The following is a 15940-nucleotide window of genomic DNA, read 5'->3' as shown; positions in this document are numbered from 1 at the left end:
CATACCCATCAAGGACCAAACCAATGGCCTCTGTCACCCTCAGCGACGTCAAGAAATCCTATGGCAATGTGCCCATCATCCATGGCCTCGACCTCGAAGTTCAGTCAGGCGAATTCCTCGTGCTGGTCGGCCCCTCCGGCTGTGGCAAATCCACCCTGCTGCGCATGATTGCCGGGCTCGAAGACATCAATGACGGCGTCATCGCCATCGGCGACAAAATCGTCAACGACCTGCCCGCCTCCCAGCGGAACCTCTCCATGGTGTTCCAGTCCTACGCACTCTATCCCCATATGAGCGTGCGCAAGAACCTGGCCTTTGGTCTATCCAATCTCAAAATGCCCAGGCCCGAAATCGAGCGCCGCGTCGCCGACGCAGCCCGTATTCTGCAGATCGAACCACTGATGGAGCGCAAGCCGCGCCAGCTCTCCGGCGGACAAAAACAGCGCGTCGCCATCGGCCGCGCAATCGTGCGCGAACCGCAGCTGTTCCTGTTCGACGAGCCCCTATCCAATCTCGATGCCGAATTGCGCGTGCAGATGCGGGTCGAGCTGGCCGGCCTCTATCAGCGGCTGGGCACCACCATGATCTATGTGACGCATGACCAGACCGAGGCCATGACCATGGCCACCCGTATCGTCGTGCTCAACAAGGGCCGTATCGAGCAGGTCGGCACGCCCTACGAGCTGTATAATTTCCCGCGCAATAAATTCGTCGCGACCTTCATCGGTTCACCCAAGATGAACATGCTCGACGCCCAGGCCGCAGGCGGCAAGGCCGACATTGCGGGCCTGGGCAGCCTCGCCCTGCCCCAAGGCATCACTGCCAATGGCCCCATCAGCATCGGCATCCGCCCTGAACAACTCAGCCTGGGTACATCAGGCGATCTGACCGTTCCCGGCAAGGTGACCCTGGTGGAATATCTGGGCAGCGAGGTCTTCATTTATGTCCGCCTCGCCAATGAGCAAACTGTGCTGGTGCAAGGCGCCGGCGACGCCAAAACCCGCAATGGCGAGGATGTAACCCTCACCATCAATGCCAGTGGCGCCCATTACTTCGATGCAGAGGGCCAGCGTTTAGGCGCGGTGGAATAGCCGGATACCCCAAGCCGGTCGCCGCCTCAGCTAGATGAAGAGGCTGGCGTGTTTGGTTTCCAGGTCCGGCAGGTCATCTAGGATGCTGCCCAGGTGTTGGGCCATGGCGCGTTGGGCGCCTTCGACGTCGTGTCGATCAATGGCGGCCATGATCTCCTGATGTTCGCGCACGCGGCGCGCCATGTCGGCCTGGCTCTGTAGCGTCATGTTGCAGACCCGGTCCATGTGCGTCTTCATGTCCGCAATGGCGATCCAGGCGATGCCGACTCCGGCCCCCTGGGCGATGGCGAAATGAAACGCCTCGTCATGCTCGCGGAAGCCGGCATGGTCGAGCTTGGCCGCCGCTTCTTCCTGCTTGATCAACAGGCTGGCGATGCGCTTGCGCTGCCAGGCGTCAAAGCTCTGTGCCGCCTTGGCGACCACGGCGAGTTCCACCGCCTGCCGGACGAACAGCGCCTCGGTCATCTCCTTGGCCGAGATGCGCGCCACGACCGTGCCGCGATGCGGGCGGATTTCGATCAACCGTGAATTGGCCAGGCGGATCAGCGCCTCGCGCACCGGCTGTCGCGACACGCCGAGGCGGGTGGCAATATCCTGTTCGCTGAGACGCGATCCCGGCAACAATTCCAGCTCGATGATGGCGCGCCGCAGATCTTTTTCGATCGAGGCGGCGGCACTTTCACCGCTCTCAGCCACCTGCATTTCAAGAGTCATATTACATCTCGCCCACGCCATTGACAGCTCATGTCAATGCGCCATACGGTACCATACAATTCCATACAGGACGTATAGAAACGTCCGAATATATTCGAGGAGGTGGGGTTCAGCCCGCCATGGCGATATCCATGCAGTCACGCTTTCAGGACAATTTCGTCGCGCCGAACCTTAGTGATCCGCGGCTGGCGAGTAAACGCGCCTATCGCATGCTGATCGATGGCCGGTCGGTCGACGCGCAGTTGGGCGAAACCATCACCCGCGAAAGCCCCGGCCATCGCGGCAAGGTCGTCGGCGAATGGCCGGCGGGCGGCGCGGCCGACGCCGAACTTGCCATCACTGCGGCGCGGCGGGCCTTCGACACTGGTGCCTGGCCGCGGATGAGCGGCGCGGAGCGCTCGACAATTCTGCATGCTGTTGCCTCCAAAATCCTCGAACATGTCGATGAACTGGGCCTGATCGAATGCCTTGAAACCGGCAAGCCACTGGAACAGGCCAAGGGCGAGATCGGCTATTGCGCTGACCTGTGGAATTATGCCGCCGGTCAGTCGCGCGGTCTCGAGGGCTCCACCCACAATGCCATTGGCGCATCCCGTCTTGGCCTGGTGTTGCGGGAGCCGGCGGGCGTGGTCGGCATCATCACGCCGTGGAATTTCCCCTTCATCATCGTCTCCGAACGTGTGCCGTGGGCGCTGGGCGCGGGTTGCACCGTCGTGGTCAAGCCGAGCGAATTCACCTCCGGCACCACTATCCGTCTCGCCGAGCTGGCTATTGAGGCGGGCCTGCCGGCCGGCGTGTTCAACGTCATCACCGGGTATGGCCCTGCCGTGGGGCAAGTGCTGGCCGAAGATCCGCGGGTCGACGTATTGGCCTTTACCGGCTCGGTTCGTGTCGGCACCACACTCGCCGGTCTGGCGGCGGCGGGCGTCAAGCGGGTGGGCCTCGAACTAGGCGGCAAGGGGCCGCAGATCGTCTTTGCCGATGCCGATCTGGACGCTGCGGCCGATGGTATTGCCTATGGTGTTTATCACAATGCCGGGCAGTGCTGCATTTCCGGCAGCCGGCTGATCGTTGAGAATTCAGTCCGCCAGCCATTGCTTGAGCGGGTGCTCGAACTCTCGCGCAAGCTGCCCTTTGGCGATCCGCTTGGCGCCGGCACGCGCTTCGGCGCCATGGTCAGCCGCAACCACCTCGAAAAGGTGGCCAGCTACGTGGCCGCCGGCGTCAACGAAGGCGCCGAATTGCTGCTGGGCGGCGACATGGTCGATGCCAAATCGGGCAACTTTTTTGCACCGACGGTTTTCGACAAGGTGCGCCCCGACATGGCTATCGCCCAGGAGGAAATCTTCGGACCGGTCCTCGCCACCATTGGTTTCGACACGCCCGAGGAAGCTGTCGCTCTCGCCAATGGCACCCCATTTGGCCTCTCGGCCAGCGTCTGGTCGCGCGACCTCGAAAACGCCATTCAGACCACGCGCAAGCTGCGGGCGGGACGGTGCTGGATCAATTCGGTGATCGACGGCACGCCCGAGCTGCCCATCGGCGGCTACAAGAAAAGCGGCACCGGGCGTGAACTCGGGCGCTTCGGTTTTGACGAATATTCCCAATTCAAAGGTCTGCACATGACACTTGGGCGGGGCCAACCCTGGTTCCAGCATTGAGGAAGAGCTGAAGCGGGGCAGACACGCATTCGGGCGGCGCAATCTTGGTCGGAACGCGCCGTCCGGAACGGGACCTGAGGAGGACCCGTCACATATCCAAGGGAGGATTAAGCGATGAATTTGACCAAGTCGAAAGCCGCTTTGCTAGCCGGCTGCGCCCTGTTCGCCACTATCAATGGCGCCGCGGCTCAGGATGATCCGGTCAAGGCAACCATGATCATCTATCTCGATCCCAGCGTGCAGTTCTTCAATCCGGTGGTGAAGGGCGCGCAAGACGCGGCTGCCGCCTTCAATGTCGATCTGGACGTGCAATATGCCAATAACGACCCGGTCCGCCAGAACGACCTGATCGAGAGCGCGGTGGCCACCGGCGTTGATGGCATCGCTGTCGCCATCTCGAGCTCTGACGCCTTTGATGACAGCATCTGCGCCGCCGTCGAAGCCGGTATCGTGGTCATCGGCTTCAACAATGACGACCTAGAGGGCGCCGATGGCAATTGCCGCCAGGCCTATGTCGGCATGGATGAGTTTGCCTCGGGATATGAACTGGGCAATCGCATGATCGAGGCCTTCGATCTCAAGGAAGGCGACGTGGTGTTCAATCCGCGCGAAATTCCCGAGGCCAGCTTTGCGGTGGCCCGTGGCGGCGGCATCGAAAAGGCCATGAGCGAGCATGGCATCACGGTGGAAACCGTGCGCGCCGGCCTCGATCCGGCCGAGGCGCAGAACATCATGGCCCAGGCGTTGATCGCCAATCCGGACATCAAGGCGGTGTTCGGCACCGGCTCGGTCACCTCCACCGTTGGCGCCGGCGCCATTAGGGATGCCGGTGTCGACGTGCCGTTCGGCGGCTTTGATCTGGCGGTCGAAATCGTTGATGCGGTGGAATCCGGGGCCATGTTCGCCACCATGGACCAGCAGCCTTATCTGCAGGGCTATTATCCGATCGCCCAGATCGCCATGGCCGCCCGGTATGGGCTGACCCCGACCGATGTCGATACCGGCCAGGGTGCCTTCCTCAATCAGGAACGCATCGGCGTCGTGAAGCCCTTTATCGGCACCTATCGCTGATCGGCCGGCCCCGGCTTTCGGGCTGGGGCCTCTCCTTTTTCACAACCGGATATGACCGTGACCGAGATGATCGATCATCGTGCCGCCTGGCCCAGGCGAACGACTGCCCAGAACCTGCATGCGCTGCTGACCATGCCGGCAGGCGCCATCCTGCTGGTCTTTGTCGCCGTGCAAATCGGCTGCATCGCCGCCGGGCTGCTGTTTCCCGACGACTTCCGCTACCTCTCATCGGCCAATATGGGCATCATGATGCGCTCGGTGCCAGTGCTGGGCTGCCTGGCGCTCGGCGCGGGCGTGCTGATGATTGCCGGGGAATTCGATCTGTCGATCGGCTCGGTTTACACCTTTACCGCCATCGTCATGGCCATGCTGGTCGGCAATGGCGTCGATGCCTTTCTTGCGGCGCCCGCGGGCCTGCTTATCGGCGCTGCCATCGGCCTGCTCAATGGCGCGCTGACGCTGCGCTTCAACCTGCCCAGCTTCATCGTGACGCTGGGCGGCCTGCTGTTCTGGCGCGGCGCGGTGCTGCTGCTCAATGGCGCTGTGCAGGTGCGCTTTGATCCCAACCCGGTGTTCAACGCGCTGTTTTCCGGCACGCTGCTCGGCATCAACGCCGCCTTTATCTGGTTTGTCGGCCTATGCCTCGTCTTCTGGGCCATGCTGCACCGGCACCGCTTCGGCAACCATGTCTTTGCCACCGGCGGCAATCGTTCGGCCGCGACCGCTATCGGGGTCAATACCAATGCCATCAAGCTGATGGCCTTTGCCATTGCCGGTTTCATGGCGGCTTTTGCCGGCATCCTCGCTACCACGCGCGTCGGCTCCGTGCAGCCGGGTCAGGGCGCCGGGCTCGAGCTGCAGGCTATTGCAGCCTGCGTCATCGGCGGGCTCTCCCTGCGCGGCGGGCGCGGCTCGATCCTGGGGGTGTTTCTGGGCGTGATGCTGATTTTCACCATTACCGACGTGCTGCTGCTGATGCGGGCGCCCGGCTTCTATCTCGACATGTTCATCGCCACGCTGATCGTGGTGGCCTCGATTTTCAATCACGGGCTCGATCGCCGAGGAGCCGCCGCATGAGTCTCTTGGCCCTGCACAATATCAACAAGACCTTCGGGCCGCTCAAAGCCCTCACCGATCTCAGCTTCGAAGTCGGCCACAGCGAAGTGGTGGGCCTGCTCGGCGACAATGGCGCGGGCAAGTCGACCACGGTCAACCTGCTCTCGGGGATTCACCGGCCCAATTCCGGCTATATCTCGGTCGATGGCCAGCGGCACGACTTCACCTGCCGCCGCGACAGTGCCGAAGCGGGTATCGAGACCATCTACCAGAATACCGCGCTGGTCGATTGCCTCTCGATTTCGCGCAATATCTTCCTGGGCCGCGAGCTGACCACCCGCTTCGGCTTCCTCGATCTCAAGCAGATGCGCGACATCGCCATGCAGGTGCTGGAAAGCGCGGTGCATATTTCGGGTATCGAGAGCCCCGACAAGCTGGTCGGCGATCTCTCCGGAGGGCAGAAACAGGCCGTCGCCATTGCGCGCGCCGTGTTCTTCAAGCGCCGGGTGCTGCTGCTCGATGAGCCGACTTCGGCGCTTTCGGTGCGCGAGACCGAGGCGTTACTGCATCAGGTGCTCAAGCTCAAGGCGCAGGGGGTGTCGAGCGTTCTGGTCACGCATAATCTCTATCACGCCTATCAGGTCTGCGACCGCTTCGTGATCATGAGCCACGGCACCAAGGTGTTCGACGTGGCCAAGGCCGACACCACGATTGAGGAGCTGACCCAGCACGTGGTGCTGACCTAATGCGGGGGCTATTTGGCCTTGTTACGGGATGCCGCCTTGAGGCGCCGGATTTCTTCCGGCGGCCTCATCGTTGATGAAACCAAGGACTTCGTCGTCGAAATAGGTCGAACCGTCGGCGAGGAGGCTCGCGCCGGCGCTGTGGCTGGGCTGGATGGCGGCACCGGAAACATCTCAAGCGCCTAGGCTCGCACCATCCTTGTGCCCCGCAATGTCTCCGACGGCGTCTCGTGGAATTGGGCGCTGTAATATTTGGCGAAGCGGCCCAGATGCCAGAATCGCCATTGCAGGGCGATTTCCGAAACAGTGCGGCCGGTGCGCCCGGCCTGCAGCAGATCGCGGCGGGCGCCGTCGAGGCGCAATTGCTTGAGCCACACACTGGCGTTGATGCCCAAGGTGTTACGCACCGTCTCGTGTAGCGATTGGTGCGTCATGCCGGTGGCGGCGGCGAGCGCGGTAATCGACAGGGGCACATCCCCTTCCCCGCACATGCAGCCTTGCAGGCGCCTGAAGGCGGAATAATCCGGGCTGGTGCCGGGTCCGGGCCATGCCAGTTGGGTGGAGTTGAAGTAGAGACCGGCGAGTTGCTCGATAAGGATTTCGGGCAGTAGTTCGGTCAATTCGCCGGCCGATGCCGCCGGTCCTGCCGCATTGGGCAACAGACCGAGCAGCCAATGCAGGCACGCCTTCATCGCAGGGCCCGATAGAACATTGAAACCGGGCTGCACCTCCCAGCCGAGCTGGTCAGCGCGCATGGTGACGAGCACAATGTCATAGCCGCCTGGGCAAACGGCGACCCATTCCAGCCCGCCAGTGATGACGCTGCAGGTGACACCACGCAGGGGCATCGCATTGATCTGCCAATGCGCATCGTCGTTGACGGTGAAGGCGAAGGTGACGCTGTCCCTGGGCGTCATGATGGTTTGGGCGATGGTAGTGTTGACGCGTTCGCGCATCACCGAAATGCCCGGCATCACCAGATAATCGACCCGCCCATGATAGCGCTTCGACGCCAGTTGCACGAAGCGCTGCTCCCAGCCGGGCAAGGCGGTTTCCTGTTCGGTGGCGTCGAAAAATTCAGCGGCGAAGGCTTTGGTCATGATGATCGCTATAGGCTGCGCACTATCCGTAGCAGGCGCGCATAGACTGAGCAACCAGTGCAATTGCCTATAAATTAGTCATTCAATCGACTTGGAGTGGATAGCCGGGGACATGACGTCTTCCTAGTCTGGCCTCCGACGATTGGAGACCCATGGCATGATCAAACCCAAGCTGCTTGCCGCCAGCGCGCTGTGCTGCGCCACCATGCTGACCTTTCCCTTGATGGCGCAGGAGGCCGAATTCGTCCCCGAGACGTTCTCGGTGAAGGAAGCCATCGAGCCGGGGCCCAATATTTTCGTGGGTAAGCAGGAATGGGGCGGCGCCAGCTCGATCGAGGTCTACTCGGCCGATGACCTGACCAACAAAGGCAATATGACCGCTGGCGGCATCATCCAGCTGCTGGTCGCGCCCGATGGCAAGACGGCCTATGCGCAATCGACTTTCATGAAGCGCTATACCTATGGCCCGATCGAACAGGTGCTCAACGTCTACGACGTGAACACGCTCTCGATCACCAAGGAAATCCTGCTGCCTGGCAAGGCCGCCATGGTGGCGGCGTATGAACCCCTGCTCGCGCAAAGCGCCGATGGCAAGTTCGTCTATGTTCAGAATGCGACGCCGGCGACCTCGGTGACCGTGGTGGATGTGGCGGCCGGCAGCGTGGTGCAGGAAGTGGCGACGCCGGGTTGCTGGGGCATTTACCCCTCGCTCGAGGGCCACAGCTTCTCGTCCATCTGCGGTGACGGCACCTTTGCCAGCTTTGATGTTGGCACCGATGGCGCCGCGGCCGAAAAGACCATCAGCGAGAAAATCTTCGACGCCGATACCGACCCGATCTTTATCGCGTCCGACCGCATCGGCAGCGACTTGGCCTTCATCTCGTATAACGGCAATGTTTATCTGCTGTCGGATACGACCGGCACCATCACCTCGACCGACAAGTTCTCAATCACCGAGGGCCAGCCGGAAGGCTGGGCGCCGGGCGGCTACAATCTGCTTAGCTACAACGATGCCAATGGCGTGCTGTTCGTGACCATGCATGCCGAAGCCTATGATGGCAGCCACAAGAATGCGTCCGAGGAAATCTGGGCCTATGACGTGGCGGGTCGCAAGGCGCTCTATCAATCTCCGGCACACGGCCTGATCTCGATCAAGGTCACCGATGGGGAAACACCGGTGCTGTTCGGCCTCAACGAGGAAGAGGGCACAGTCGTGCGCTATGCCGTTGATCCGGATGCCAGGTTTGCGCTCAAGGAAACCGGTTCGGGCGATGGTACCGGCTTTGCCACCGTTGTCGTGGCAGGTCCGTGATGGAGGCGGCGTGGACAAGCCTGGTCGCGGCGACAGCAACGGCGTTCATCGCCCTGCTGTTCGCCCGGGCGGCCTGGCACAAGCTCTCCGACTTCACCGCGTTCACCGGCTTCGTTGCCGACTATGACCTGATGCCCGCTGGCCGGGTAAACCTTGTCGCGATGGCGCTGGTGGGCCTCGAGGTCCTGGTGGTCGTCGTGCTGCTCACGCCGGGCGGCAATGTGGCTGGCGCCCTGCTCGCCATTGCCCTGCTCGGGCTCTATGCGGCCGGCATGGGCATCAACATCAATCGGGGCCGGGACCGCATCGAATGCGGCTGTGGCGGCGCGGTGCAGCCACTGGGCTGGCAATTGGTGGGACGCAATGGCGTGCTCGCCGCCATTGCCGCACTGTGCCTCGTCGGCTCACCCTATGCACTCTCGCTCAGCGAGGCAGCGGCCGCGCTGGTCAGCGGCTTTATCCTGTGGGTGGGCTATCTGCTGATCGAACAGATCATGGCCACCACCGCCGTCATGCGGCTGCGGCGCTGAAGCGCGAGAAAAGGACAATGGAAATGAATGCACTCATCCTCGCAGTTGGCGTCCTCTGGGTCGTCGTGCTCTGCCTTATCGTCGCGCTGTTCGCCATGGCCCGCCAGATTGGCGTGCTCTATGAACGCGTCTCGCCCATGGGCGCGCTGGTCAATGACGCCGGTCCGCGCATCGGCGATATGACCCCGCTGTTCAGCCTGCCCAGCCTGACGGGCGGCACTGTGGCGATCGGTCCGCGGCCCGACCGTTCGACGCTGGTGTTCTTCCTCTCGCCTACCTGCCCGGTCTGCAAGAAGCTCCTGCCCATCCTGCGCTCGGTGCGACAGGCGGAAGACAAGTGGCTCGACGTGGTGCTGGCCAGCGATGGCGACGTGGCCAAGCATCAGCGCTTCATCGAAACGGCGGATCTTGCCAGCTTCCCCTATGTGGTGTCGAGCGATCTGGGCGTGTCCTATCGCGTCTCCCGCCTGCCCTTTGCCGTACTGCTCGACAATCGCGGCATCATCCGCGCCAAGGGCCTGGTCAACAATCGCGAGCAGTTGGAAAGCCTGTTCAACGCCAAGGAAATGGGCGTCGACTCGATCCAGAGCTTTCTCGACAGCCCTGCCCCCGCCAATAGCTGAGCCCCTAAGGAGTACCTTCAATGGCAATGATCGACACTATCTTTGAATGGCTCGACCGGGGTGCCGAAAAGAGCAGCCGCCGCATCGCCCAGGGCACTGGCCGGCGGAGCTTTCTGACCAAGGCGGGCGCCGCCATGCTGGGGGGAAGCCTCTTGCCCATGCTGCCCTTCGATCGCAATTTCGGCCAAGCCTTTGCGCAAGAGGGCGCCTCTCCCGACGGCGACCAGACCTCCTGCGATTACTGGCGCTACTGTGCGCTGGACGGCAATCTCTGCAACGAGTGCGGCGGCACGCTCAACCAATGCCCGCCGGGCTCGGAAGCGTCCAAGGTCTCCTGGGTGGGCACCTGCCGCAATCCCAATGACGAGAAGGACTATCTCGTCTCCTACAATGATTGCTGCGGCAAGGCGACCTGCGCCGGCTCGTTCTGCTTCACCTCCGAAGGCGAGCGCCCCGGCTATCGCATGGGTCTCTACAACGACATCAACTGGTGCATGGCCAATGATTCCAAGGGCTATCACTGCACGGTAGCCGTGCTGGTCGGACTTGCCGATGCGTAAAGGCCTAGTCGCGACGCTGGCGCTTGTACTGCTCGCCGCGCCTGCCCATGGGCAGGATGCGGCGGGGCAGACAGCCTTCGCCGACACCTGCGGCGCCTGCCACATGGCCGATGGCAGCGGCTCGCCCGGGCTGGCGCCACCGCTCAACGACGCGGCATTGTGGCAGACCCTGGGCGATCAAAGCGGGCGCTATCTGACCGGGGTGATCCTGAGCGGGCTCACCGGCAAGATCGAAGCCGCCGGGCAGACCTATGTGGGTCTTGCCATGCCGACGCATAATTGGCTGGGCGATGAGGAAATCGTCGCCATCGCCAATTATCTGCTGGCCGATATCAATGGCCTGCCGCCTTCGGTCGATGCCGCGCTGGTCGCCGAACTACGCGCGGCAGTGCCCAGCCACGCTGAATTGCGGGCGATGCGCAAGGGTAGCCAATGAAATCTCTGCGCGCCCTTGCCTTGCTCGGCTTGCTGGCGGCGACGCCCGCAGCCGGGCAGGAGCGCTCGCCCCATGCCAATTACGTCCTGCGTTGCGCGGGGTGCCATGCCATGGATGGATCGGGCCATCCGGTGGGCGGCATCCCCGATTTTCGCAACCTGGTGGGCGCCTTTACCCGCGATGAAACCGGCCGTACCTATCTGATGCATGTGCCCGGCGTGATCGGCGCCAGCCTGTCCGATAACGAAATCGCGGCAGTGCTCAACTACATCATGGACAATTGGGGCGGCGCATCCGTGCCTGCTGATTTCGTGCCCTTCACGGGGGTCGAGGTCAGTACGCTGCGCACGAAGTCCATTGGCGACGTCGTCTCCTATAGGCGCAAACTGGTCGAAACCCTCACCCAACAAGGCATTGCTACGGCTGGCTATCCCTGGCCTTAGCAGGACAATTGTTGCGGGCCGACACTATTGCCAAGAATATCGCCGACCGCACACCACCTGCCCAATCGGTGTGCAGCAAGCCGATGTTCTAGCCGCCAGACCAGCAGAACCGGCTCAGAATCCCCCAATATCAGGCCAGAAACACTTGGCACGTGCCTTGCATCATGTCTGGCGAGTTGGGTGCTAGGGTTCCGGCGTCGTGGTGACGTGTCTGGTCCGAGAGCCACCCGCCGGCACGGGAGCAATCGTGCCGGACACGGCGGGACAAAAGCCCGGGAGACCTCGTAAGCCAAGGGATTGGCTCGATGGTTTCTGCCGATCCCTTTTTGTGACTACGCAAAGGGGATCTGACATGACGAAACTGTCCAAATTTCTCGTTACGGCATTGCTGGCTTCGACACTGGGTTTCGGCGCAACGCTGCCCGCTCTCGCTCAAGCCAAGACCGATTTCAAGGTCGCCTGGTCGATCTATGTCGGCTGGATGCCCTGGGGCTACGCCGCCGACAATGGCATCGTGCAGAAATGGGCCGACAAATACGGCATCACTATCGAGGTGACCCAGTTCAACGACTATGTGGAGTCGATGAACCAATACACCGCCGGCGCCTATGACGCGGTGACCCTCACCAATATGGATGGCCTCTCCATTCCTGCTGCCGGCGGCGTCGACACCACCGCAGTCATTATCGGCGACTTCTCCAACGGCAATGACGCCGTCATCCTCAAGGACGAGACCGAGCTGGCCGCCATCAAGGGGCAGCCGGTCAATCTCGTCGAATTCTCCGTATCGCATTACCTGCTCGCCCGGGCACTTGAAAGCGCCGGAATGAGCGAACGCGACGTCAACGTGGTCAACACTTCCGACCCCGACATGGTCGGCGCCTTCCAGACGCCGGACGTTACCGCCATGGTCACCTGGAACCCCATGGTTTCCGAAATCCTCGCTTTGCCTGACGCCACTAATGTGTTCAACAGCGCCGACATTCCCGGCGAAATCATCGACCTGATGGTCGCCAATACCGACGTGCTCGCGGCCAATCCCGATTTCGGCAAGGCGCTGGTCGGCATCTGGTATGACACCATGGCTGTCATGAGCGCCGACACGCCGGAAGGCGCCGCCGCACGGCAGGCTATGGGCGTTGCCTCGGGCACCGACCAAGCCGGTTTCGAGGCCCAGCTCGCCGCCACCAAGCTGTTCCCCACGCCAGCAGAGGCCGTCGCCTTCACCACCGCGCCCGAGCTTGCCACCACCATGGAGCGCGTCCGCACCTTCCTGTTCGACAAGGGCCTACTCGGCTCCGGCGCCCCCTCGGCTGACGTCATCGGCATCGAACTGCCCGACGGTACCGTGCTGGGCGACGCCGCCAATGTGAAACTGCGATTCACCGCCAGCTACATGAGCATGGCCGCCGACGGCGCCCTCTGAACCGGAACGGGCCGGCCTCTGGCCGGCCCACAGACGGAGCCCACACCATGCGTTGGATCAATACCAAACCCGGGCCGGCCGTACGGTTGATGCTCATGCTCGCGCCCTTCGTGCTGCTGGTCATTGCCTATGGCATGGGCTCGGCGGCGCGGCTGGCCGACAATCCCAGCGACAAATTGCTGCCCGCGCTGGCAAGCCTCACCGACGCCATCAACCGCATGGCTTTCACGCCCGATACGCGGACCGGCGAATATCTGATGTGGGCCGATACCACGGCCAGCCTCTCCCGCCTGCTCTGGGCGCTGGGCATCTCCACCGCCATCGCCCTGCTCTTCGGAATGATCGTGGGCATGTTCCCCTATGTCCGAGCGCTACTGGCCCCGTTCATCGCCACAATCTCCATGGTGCCACCGCTGGCGCTATTGCCCATTCTCTTCATCGTGCTGGGCCTGGGCGAAGCCGCCAAGATCTCGCTGATCGTCATCGGCGTCGCCCCGGCCATGATCCGCGACCTCGCCCTCAAGGTGGTCGAGCTGCCACGCGAGCAGATCATCAAGGCCGAAACGCTGGGCGGCTCGTCCTGGCAGATCGCCCTGCGCGTGGTGCTACCGCAGGTCCTGCCGCGGCTGTTCACCTGCCTGCGCCTGCAACTGGGACCCGCTTGGCTGTTCCTCATCGCCGCCGAAGCCATCTCGGCCGATTCCGGGCTCGGCTACCGCATCTTCCTCGTCCGCCGGTATCTGTCGATGGACGTGATCTTCCCCTATGTGGCCTGGATCACGCTGCTTGCCATCATCATGAATTTTGCGCTCGATCGGCTGCGCATCGCCATCTTCCCCTGGTCCAATCTGGAGCGGCAGTGATGAGCACTATCGTTCTCGACAATGTCTGGAAGGAATATGGCGACCAGATCGTACTGGAAAAGGTCAGCCTGACCATTGCCTCCCGCGCCTTCGTCGCCCTGGTCGGCCCTTCCGGGTGCGGCAAGACCACTTTCCTCAAACTGCTGCTGGGCGAGGAAGCGCCCACGCGCGGAACCATCACCCTCGATGGCGTCCCGCTGGTGGCCGAGCCCGGCCCCGATCGCGGCGTCGTCTTCCAGCGCTATTCGGTGTTCCCACACCTCACCGTGCTTGGCAATGTGCTGCTCGGCAAGGCCTTTACCGGCTCCAAGATCGCCGCCCGCCTGTTCGGCGCCAGCAAGCGCAGTGCCATCGAGGAAGCCCGCCAGCTCATCGCCGATGTGGGCCTGGCCGGTTCCGAAGACAAATATCCTGCCCAGCTCTCCGGCGGCATGCAACAGCGCCTCGCCCTCGCCCAGGCGCTGATCATGAAGCCCAAAGTGCTGCTGCTCGACGAGCCGTTCGGTGCGCTTGATCCCGGCATCCGTGCCGAAATCCATGTGCTGATGAAGCGCCTCTGGCACGAAACCGAGCTGACCGTCGTCATGGTTACCCATGACATGCGCGAGGCCTTTACCCTGGGCACCCGCGTCATCGCCTTCGAGCGCCCGCGCGACCGCCCCGAGGAGCGGGAGCGCTACGGCGCCCTGCTCAGCCGCGACATCGATATCTGGCCGCCGCGCATTGCCGGCGAGCCCTCCATTTTCGCACCCGACCGGGACGACCCGGTCATGCCCTTGGGTCTTGTCCAGGACGACCTGGCGCCAACGCAAGGAGACACTCCATGAGCCGTACGCCCGACCAGATCGCCGCCGACCGCGCGCGCTATGAAGAACACCAGCGCAAGGGCCTACAGAATGCCCCCAAGGCTTTGCCCGCCCCCAGCGCAATTCCGGCAACACCGATTGCCAATCCCATCCACGCCGAAACCATTCCCGGCGGCTGGTATTGGTCCACTAATCTGAAAGCCGGCGAGACCATCCGCATCTCTCAGGAGCAGGGCCCGTCGACCGTGGCCATGATCGCCTGGAGCCTTGCCGACACCAGCGAGCGCCTCAACCTGCCCGATACGGTCAAAGTGCAATGGACCACCGCCATCGCCAAGGGCCGTGTGCTGTTCTCAGACATGGGCCGCGTCATGTTCTCGGTCACCGAGGCCGCTTCCTCCGCCCATGACGGCCTGGTCGGTGGCTCTAACGCCACCTCCAATGCCCGCTATCCCGGCGACACCCGCAATACGCGCGACAATTTCGTCCTCGTCGCCGGCAAGCTGGGGCTGGACCGTCGCGACATTCCCTCGGCGCTCACCTTCTTCGCCCCCGTCCGCGTCAATGCCGGCGGCACCTTCGTCTGGCGCGAGGACATGCGCCAGCCCGGCGACTATGTCGAGTTGCGCGCCGAGATGGACCTGGTGATCGCCCTCTCCAATTGCCCGCACCCGCTCGATCCCAACCCCGCCTATGAACCCAATCCGGTGACCATCACCCGCTTCCGCCTGCCCCTGCTTGTCGACGATCTCTGCCGCACCGCCACCGCCGAAGCCGCGCGCGGCTTTGAAAACAACGCCATGCAGCTGGTTTGAGGGGAACATCGATGAGCACTCAGGAACACTTCATCCCCGCCGAAAAGCCCTGGTCTGGCATTGTCCGCAAGGGCCAGACCATCCGCATCATCGACAGCGAAGGCCAGCAGGCCGTCGATACCCTGTTCTACAAGGCCAGTGATTTCTCCGAGCGCTATAGCGGGCAAGACACTTTGCGTGTCCAGGGCAGCGCCTATGTCGGCATCGGCACGCGCATCATCAGCAATGAGGGCAATGTCATGCTGGTGGTGACGGCCGATAGCTGCGGCCGCCATGACACTTCTGCAGGCGCCTGCTCCTGCGAAAGCAATACTGTCCGCTTCGGCCACGACACCAGATATCTCCACGCCTGCCGCGACAATTTCCTGCTCGAAGTCACCAGGCACGGCATGAGCAAGCGCGACATCGTCCCCAATATCAACTTCTTCATGAACGTGCCCATCGACCCCTCCGGAGCGATGACCATCGTCGATGGCCTCTCCGCCCCCGGCGACCATGTCGAACTGCGTGCCGAAATGGACGTCCTCTGCGTCATCTCCAACTGCCCGCAAGTGAACAACCCCTGCAACGGGTTTAACCCGACGCCGATCAAGGTGGTTATTTCGGGGGATGCGGAATGACCAACGTGTCCCTCGGCCCCATCGCCTCCCTCCCCCTCGAGGGGAGGGACCGAGGGTGGGGGTGCTGCGC

18 protein-coding genes and 1 riboswitch are annotated in these 15940 nt (G+C 62.8%); of the genes, 16 read left to right on the top strand and 2 right to left on the bottom strand.

What is annotated here, in order from left to right; genetic code table 11:
- The first annotated feature begins 23 nt into the window (after window positions 1-23).
- Window positions 24-1091, top strand: coding sequence for a sn-glycerol-3-phosphate ABC transporter ATP-binding protein UgpC (ugpC, locus tag FF80_RS05485; protein WP_035098372.1), 1068 nt, complete (start codon window positions 24-26; stop codon window positions 1089-1091).
- Window positions 1092-1121: 30 nt separating this feature from the next.
- On the opposite strand, the gene FF80_RS05480 is transcribed toward ugpC, so the two are convergent.
- On the bottom strand, window positions 1122-1805 hold the full coding sequence (locus FF80_RS05480) for a GntR family transcriptional regulator (protein WP_081917268.1): 684 nt from the start codon (window positions 1803-1805) through the stop codon (window positions 1122-1124).
- Window positions 1806-2014: 209 nt separating this feature from the next.
- On the opposite strand from FF80_RS05480, the gene FF80_RS05475 reads away from it, so the two are divergent.
- The 4 genes from FF80_RS05475 to FF80_RS05460 all read left to right on the top strand — a co-directional run bounded on the left by FF80_RS05475 (window position 2015) and on the right by FF80_RS05460 (window position 6339).
- Window positions 2015-3466, top strand: a complete 1452-nt coding sequence (locus tag FF80_RS05475) for an aldehyde dehydrogenase family protein (protein WP_081917283.1) — start codon at window positions 2015-2017, stop codon at window positions 3464-3466.
- Between the two features lie 114 nt (window positions 3467-3580).
- Window positions 3581-4537 (top strand): substrate-binding domain-containing protein, encoded by a 957-nt coding sequence (locus tag FF80_RS05470; RefSeq protein WP_035098365.1) that lies wholly within the window; start codon window positions 3581-3583, stop codon window positions 4535-4537.
- A gap of 66 nt (window positions 4538-4603) precedes the next feature.
- Window positions 4604-5614: an ABC transporter permease gene (locus tag FF80_RS05465; protein ID WP_200877166.1), complete on the top strand. Its 1011-nt coding sequence runs from the start codon at window positions 4604-4606 to the stop codon at window positions 5612-5614.
- A complete protein-coding gene (locus tag FF80_RS05460) occupies window positions 5611-6339 on the top strand; it encodes an ATP-binding cassette domain-containing protein (RefSeq protein ID WP_035098363.1) in 729 nt (242 codons plus the stop codon). The genes FF80_RS05465 and FF80_RS05460 overlap by 4 nt, the downstream gene beginning before the upstream one ends.
- A 179-nt stretch (window positions 6340-6518) precedes the next feature.
- On the opposite strand, the gene FF80_RS05455 is transcribed toward FF80_RS05460, so the two are convergent.
- A complete protein-coding gene (locus FF80_RS05455) occupies window positions 6519-7436 on the bottom strand; it encodes a helix-turn-helix domain-containing protein (protein WP_035098361.1) in 918 nt (305 codons plus the stop codon).
- A 157-nt stretch (window positions 7437-7593) separates the two neighbouring features.
- Here FF80_RS05455 and FF80_RS20825 point away from each other — a divergent pair, with 157 nt between their 5' ends.
- The 11 genes from FF80_RS20825 (at window position 7594) to FF80_RS05400 (ending at window position 15870) form a co-directional block, all read left to right on the top strand.
- Window positions 7594-8748, top strand: coding sequence for an amine dehydrogenase large subunit (locus FF80_RS20825; RefSeq protein ID WP_052153211.1), 1155 nt, complete (start codon window positions 7594-7596; stop codon window positions 8746-8748).
- Window positions 8748-9278, top strand: coding sequence for a MauE/DoxX family redox-associated membrane protein (locus FF80_RS05445; protein ID WP_052153210.1), 531 nt, complete (start codon window positions 8748-8750; stop codon window positions 9276-9278). Before FF80_RS20825 ends, FF80_RS05445 begins: the two co-directional genes overlap by 1 nt.
- A 23-nt stretch (window positions 9279-9301) precedes the next feature.
- Window positions 9302-9901: a methylamine dehydrogenase accessory protein MauD gene (gene mauD, locus FF80_RS05440; RefSeq protein ID WP_035098358.1), complete on the top strand. Its 600-nt coding sequence runs from the start codon at window positions 9302-9304 to the stop codon at window positions 9899-9901.
- A 20-nt stretch (window positions 9902-9921) separates the two neighbouring features.
- Entirely contained in the window at window positions 9922-10461 is a 540-nt protein-coding gene (locus FF80_RS05435; RefSeq protein WP_035098356.1) for a methylamine dehydrogenase light chain, read from the top strand.
- The gene (locus tag FF80_RS05430) at window positions 10454-10897 is read left to right on the top strand and encodes a cytochrome c (RefSeq protein WP_052153209.1); all 444 of its coding nucleotides are present in this window, start codon (window positions 10454-10456) and stop codon (window positions 10895-10897) included. The genes FF80_RS05435 and FF80_RS05430 overlap by 8 nt, the downstream gene beginning before the upstream one ends.
- Entirely contained in the window at window positions 10894-11340 is a 447-nt protein-coding gene (locus tag FF80_RS05425; protein ID WP_035098353.1) for a cytochrome c, read from the top strand. The genes FF80_RS05430 and FF80_RS05425 overlap by 4 nt, the downstream gene beginning before the upstream one ends.
- A 172-nt stretch (window positions 11341-11512) precedes the next feature.
- A riboswitch (guanidine-I (ykkC/yxkD leader) is annotated at window positions 11513-11621 on the top strand.
- A 71-nt stretch (window positions 11622-11692) separates the two neighbouring features.
- Entirely contained in the window at window positions 11693-12766 is a 1074-nt protein-coding gene (locus tag FF80_RS05420; protein WP_035098351.1) for a putative urea ABC transporter substrate-binding protein, read from the top strand.
- Between the two features lie 47 nt (window positions 12767-12813).
- Window positions 12814-13629, top strand: coding sequence for an ABC transporter permease subunit (locus FF80_RS05415; RefSeq protein WP_035098348.1), 816 nt, complete (start codon window positions 12814-12816; stop codon window positions 13627-13629).
- Entirely contained in the window at window positions 13629-14456 is an 828-nt protein-coding gene (locus FF80_RS05410) for an ABC transporter ATP-binding protein (RefSeq protein ID WP_035098346.1), read from the top strand. The genes FF80_RS05415 and FF80_RS05410 overlap by 1 nt, the downstream gene beginning before the upstream one ends.
- A complete protein-coding gene (locus FF80_RS05405; protein WP_035098343.1) occupies window positions 14453-15250 on the top strand; it encodes an urea amidolyase associated protein UAAP1 in 798 nt (265 codons plus the stop codon). Before FF80_RS05410 ends, FF80_RS05405 begins: the two co-directional genes overlap by 4 nt.
- An 11-nt stretch (window positions 15251-15261) precedes the next feature.
- A complete protein-coding gene (locus FF80_RS05400) occupies window positions 15262-15870 on the top strand; it encodes an urea amidolyase associated protein UAAP2 (protein ID WP_052153208.1) in 609 nt (202 codons plus the stop codon).
- Window positions 15871-15940 lie beyond the last annotated feature (70 nt).

It is taken from the genome of Devosia sp. LC5 (assembly GCF_000735585.1).
Classification (GTDB): Bacteria; Pseudomonadota; Alphaproteobacteria; order Rhizobiales; family Devosiaceae; genus Devosia.
The sequence above is the reverse complement of the archived record's forward strand: the minus strand, read 5'-3'. Positions and strand labels throughout refer to the sequence as shown.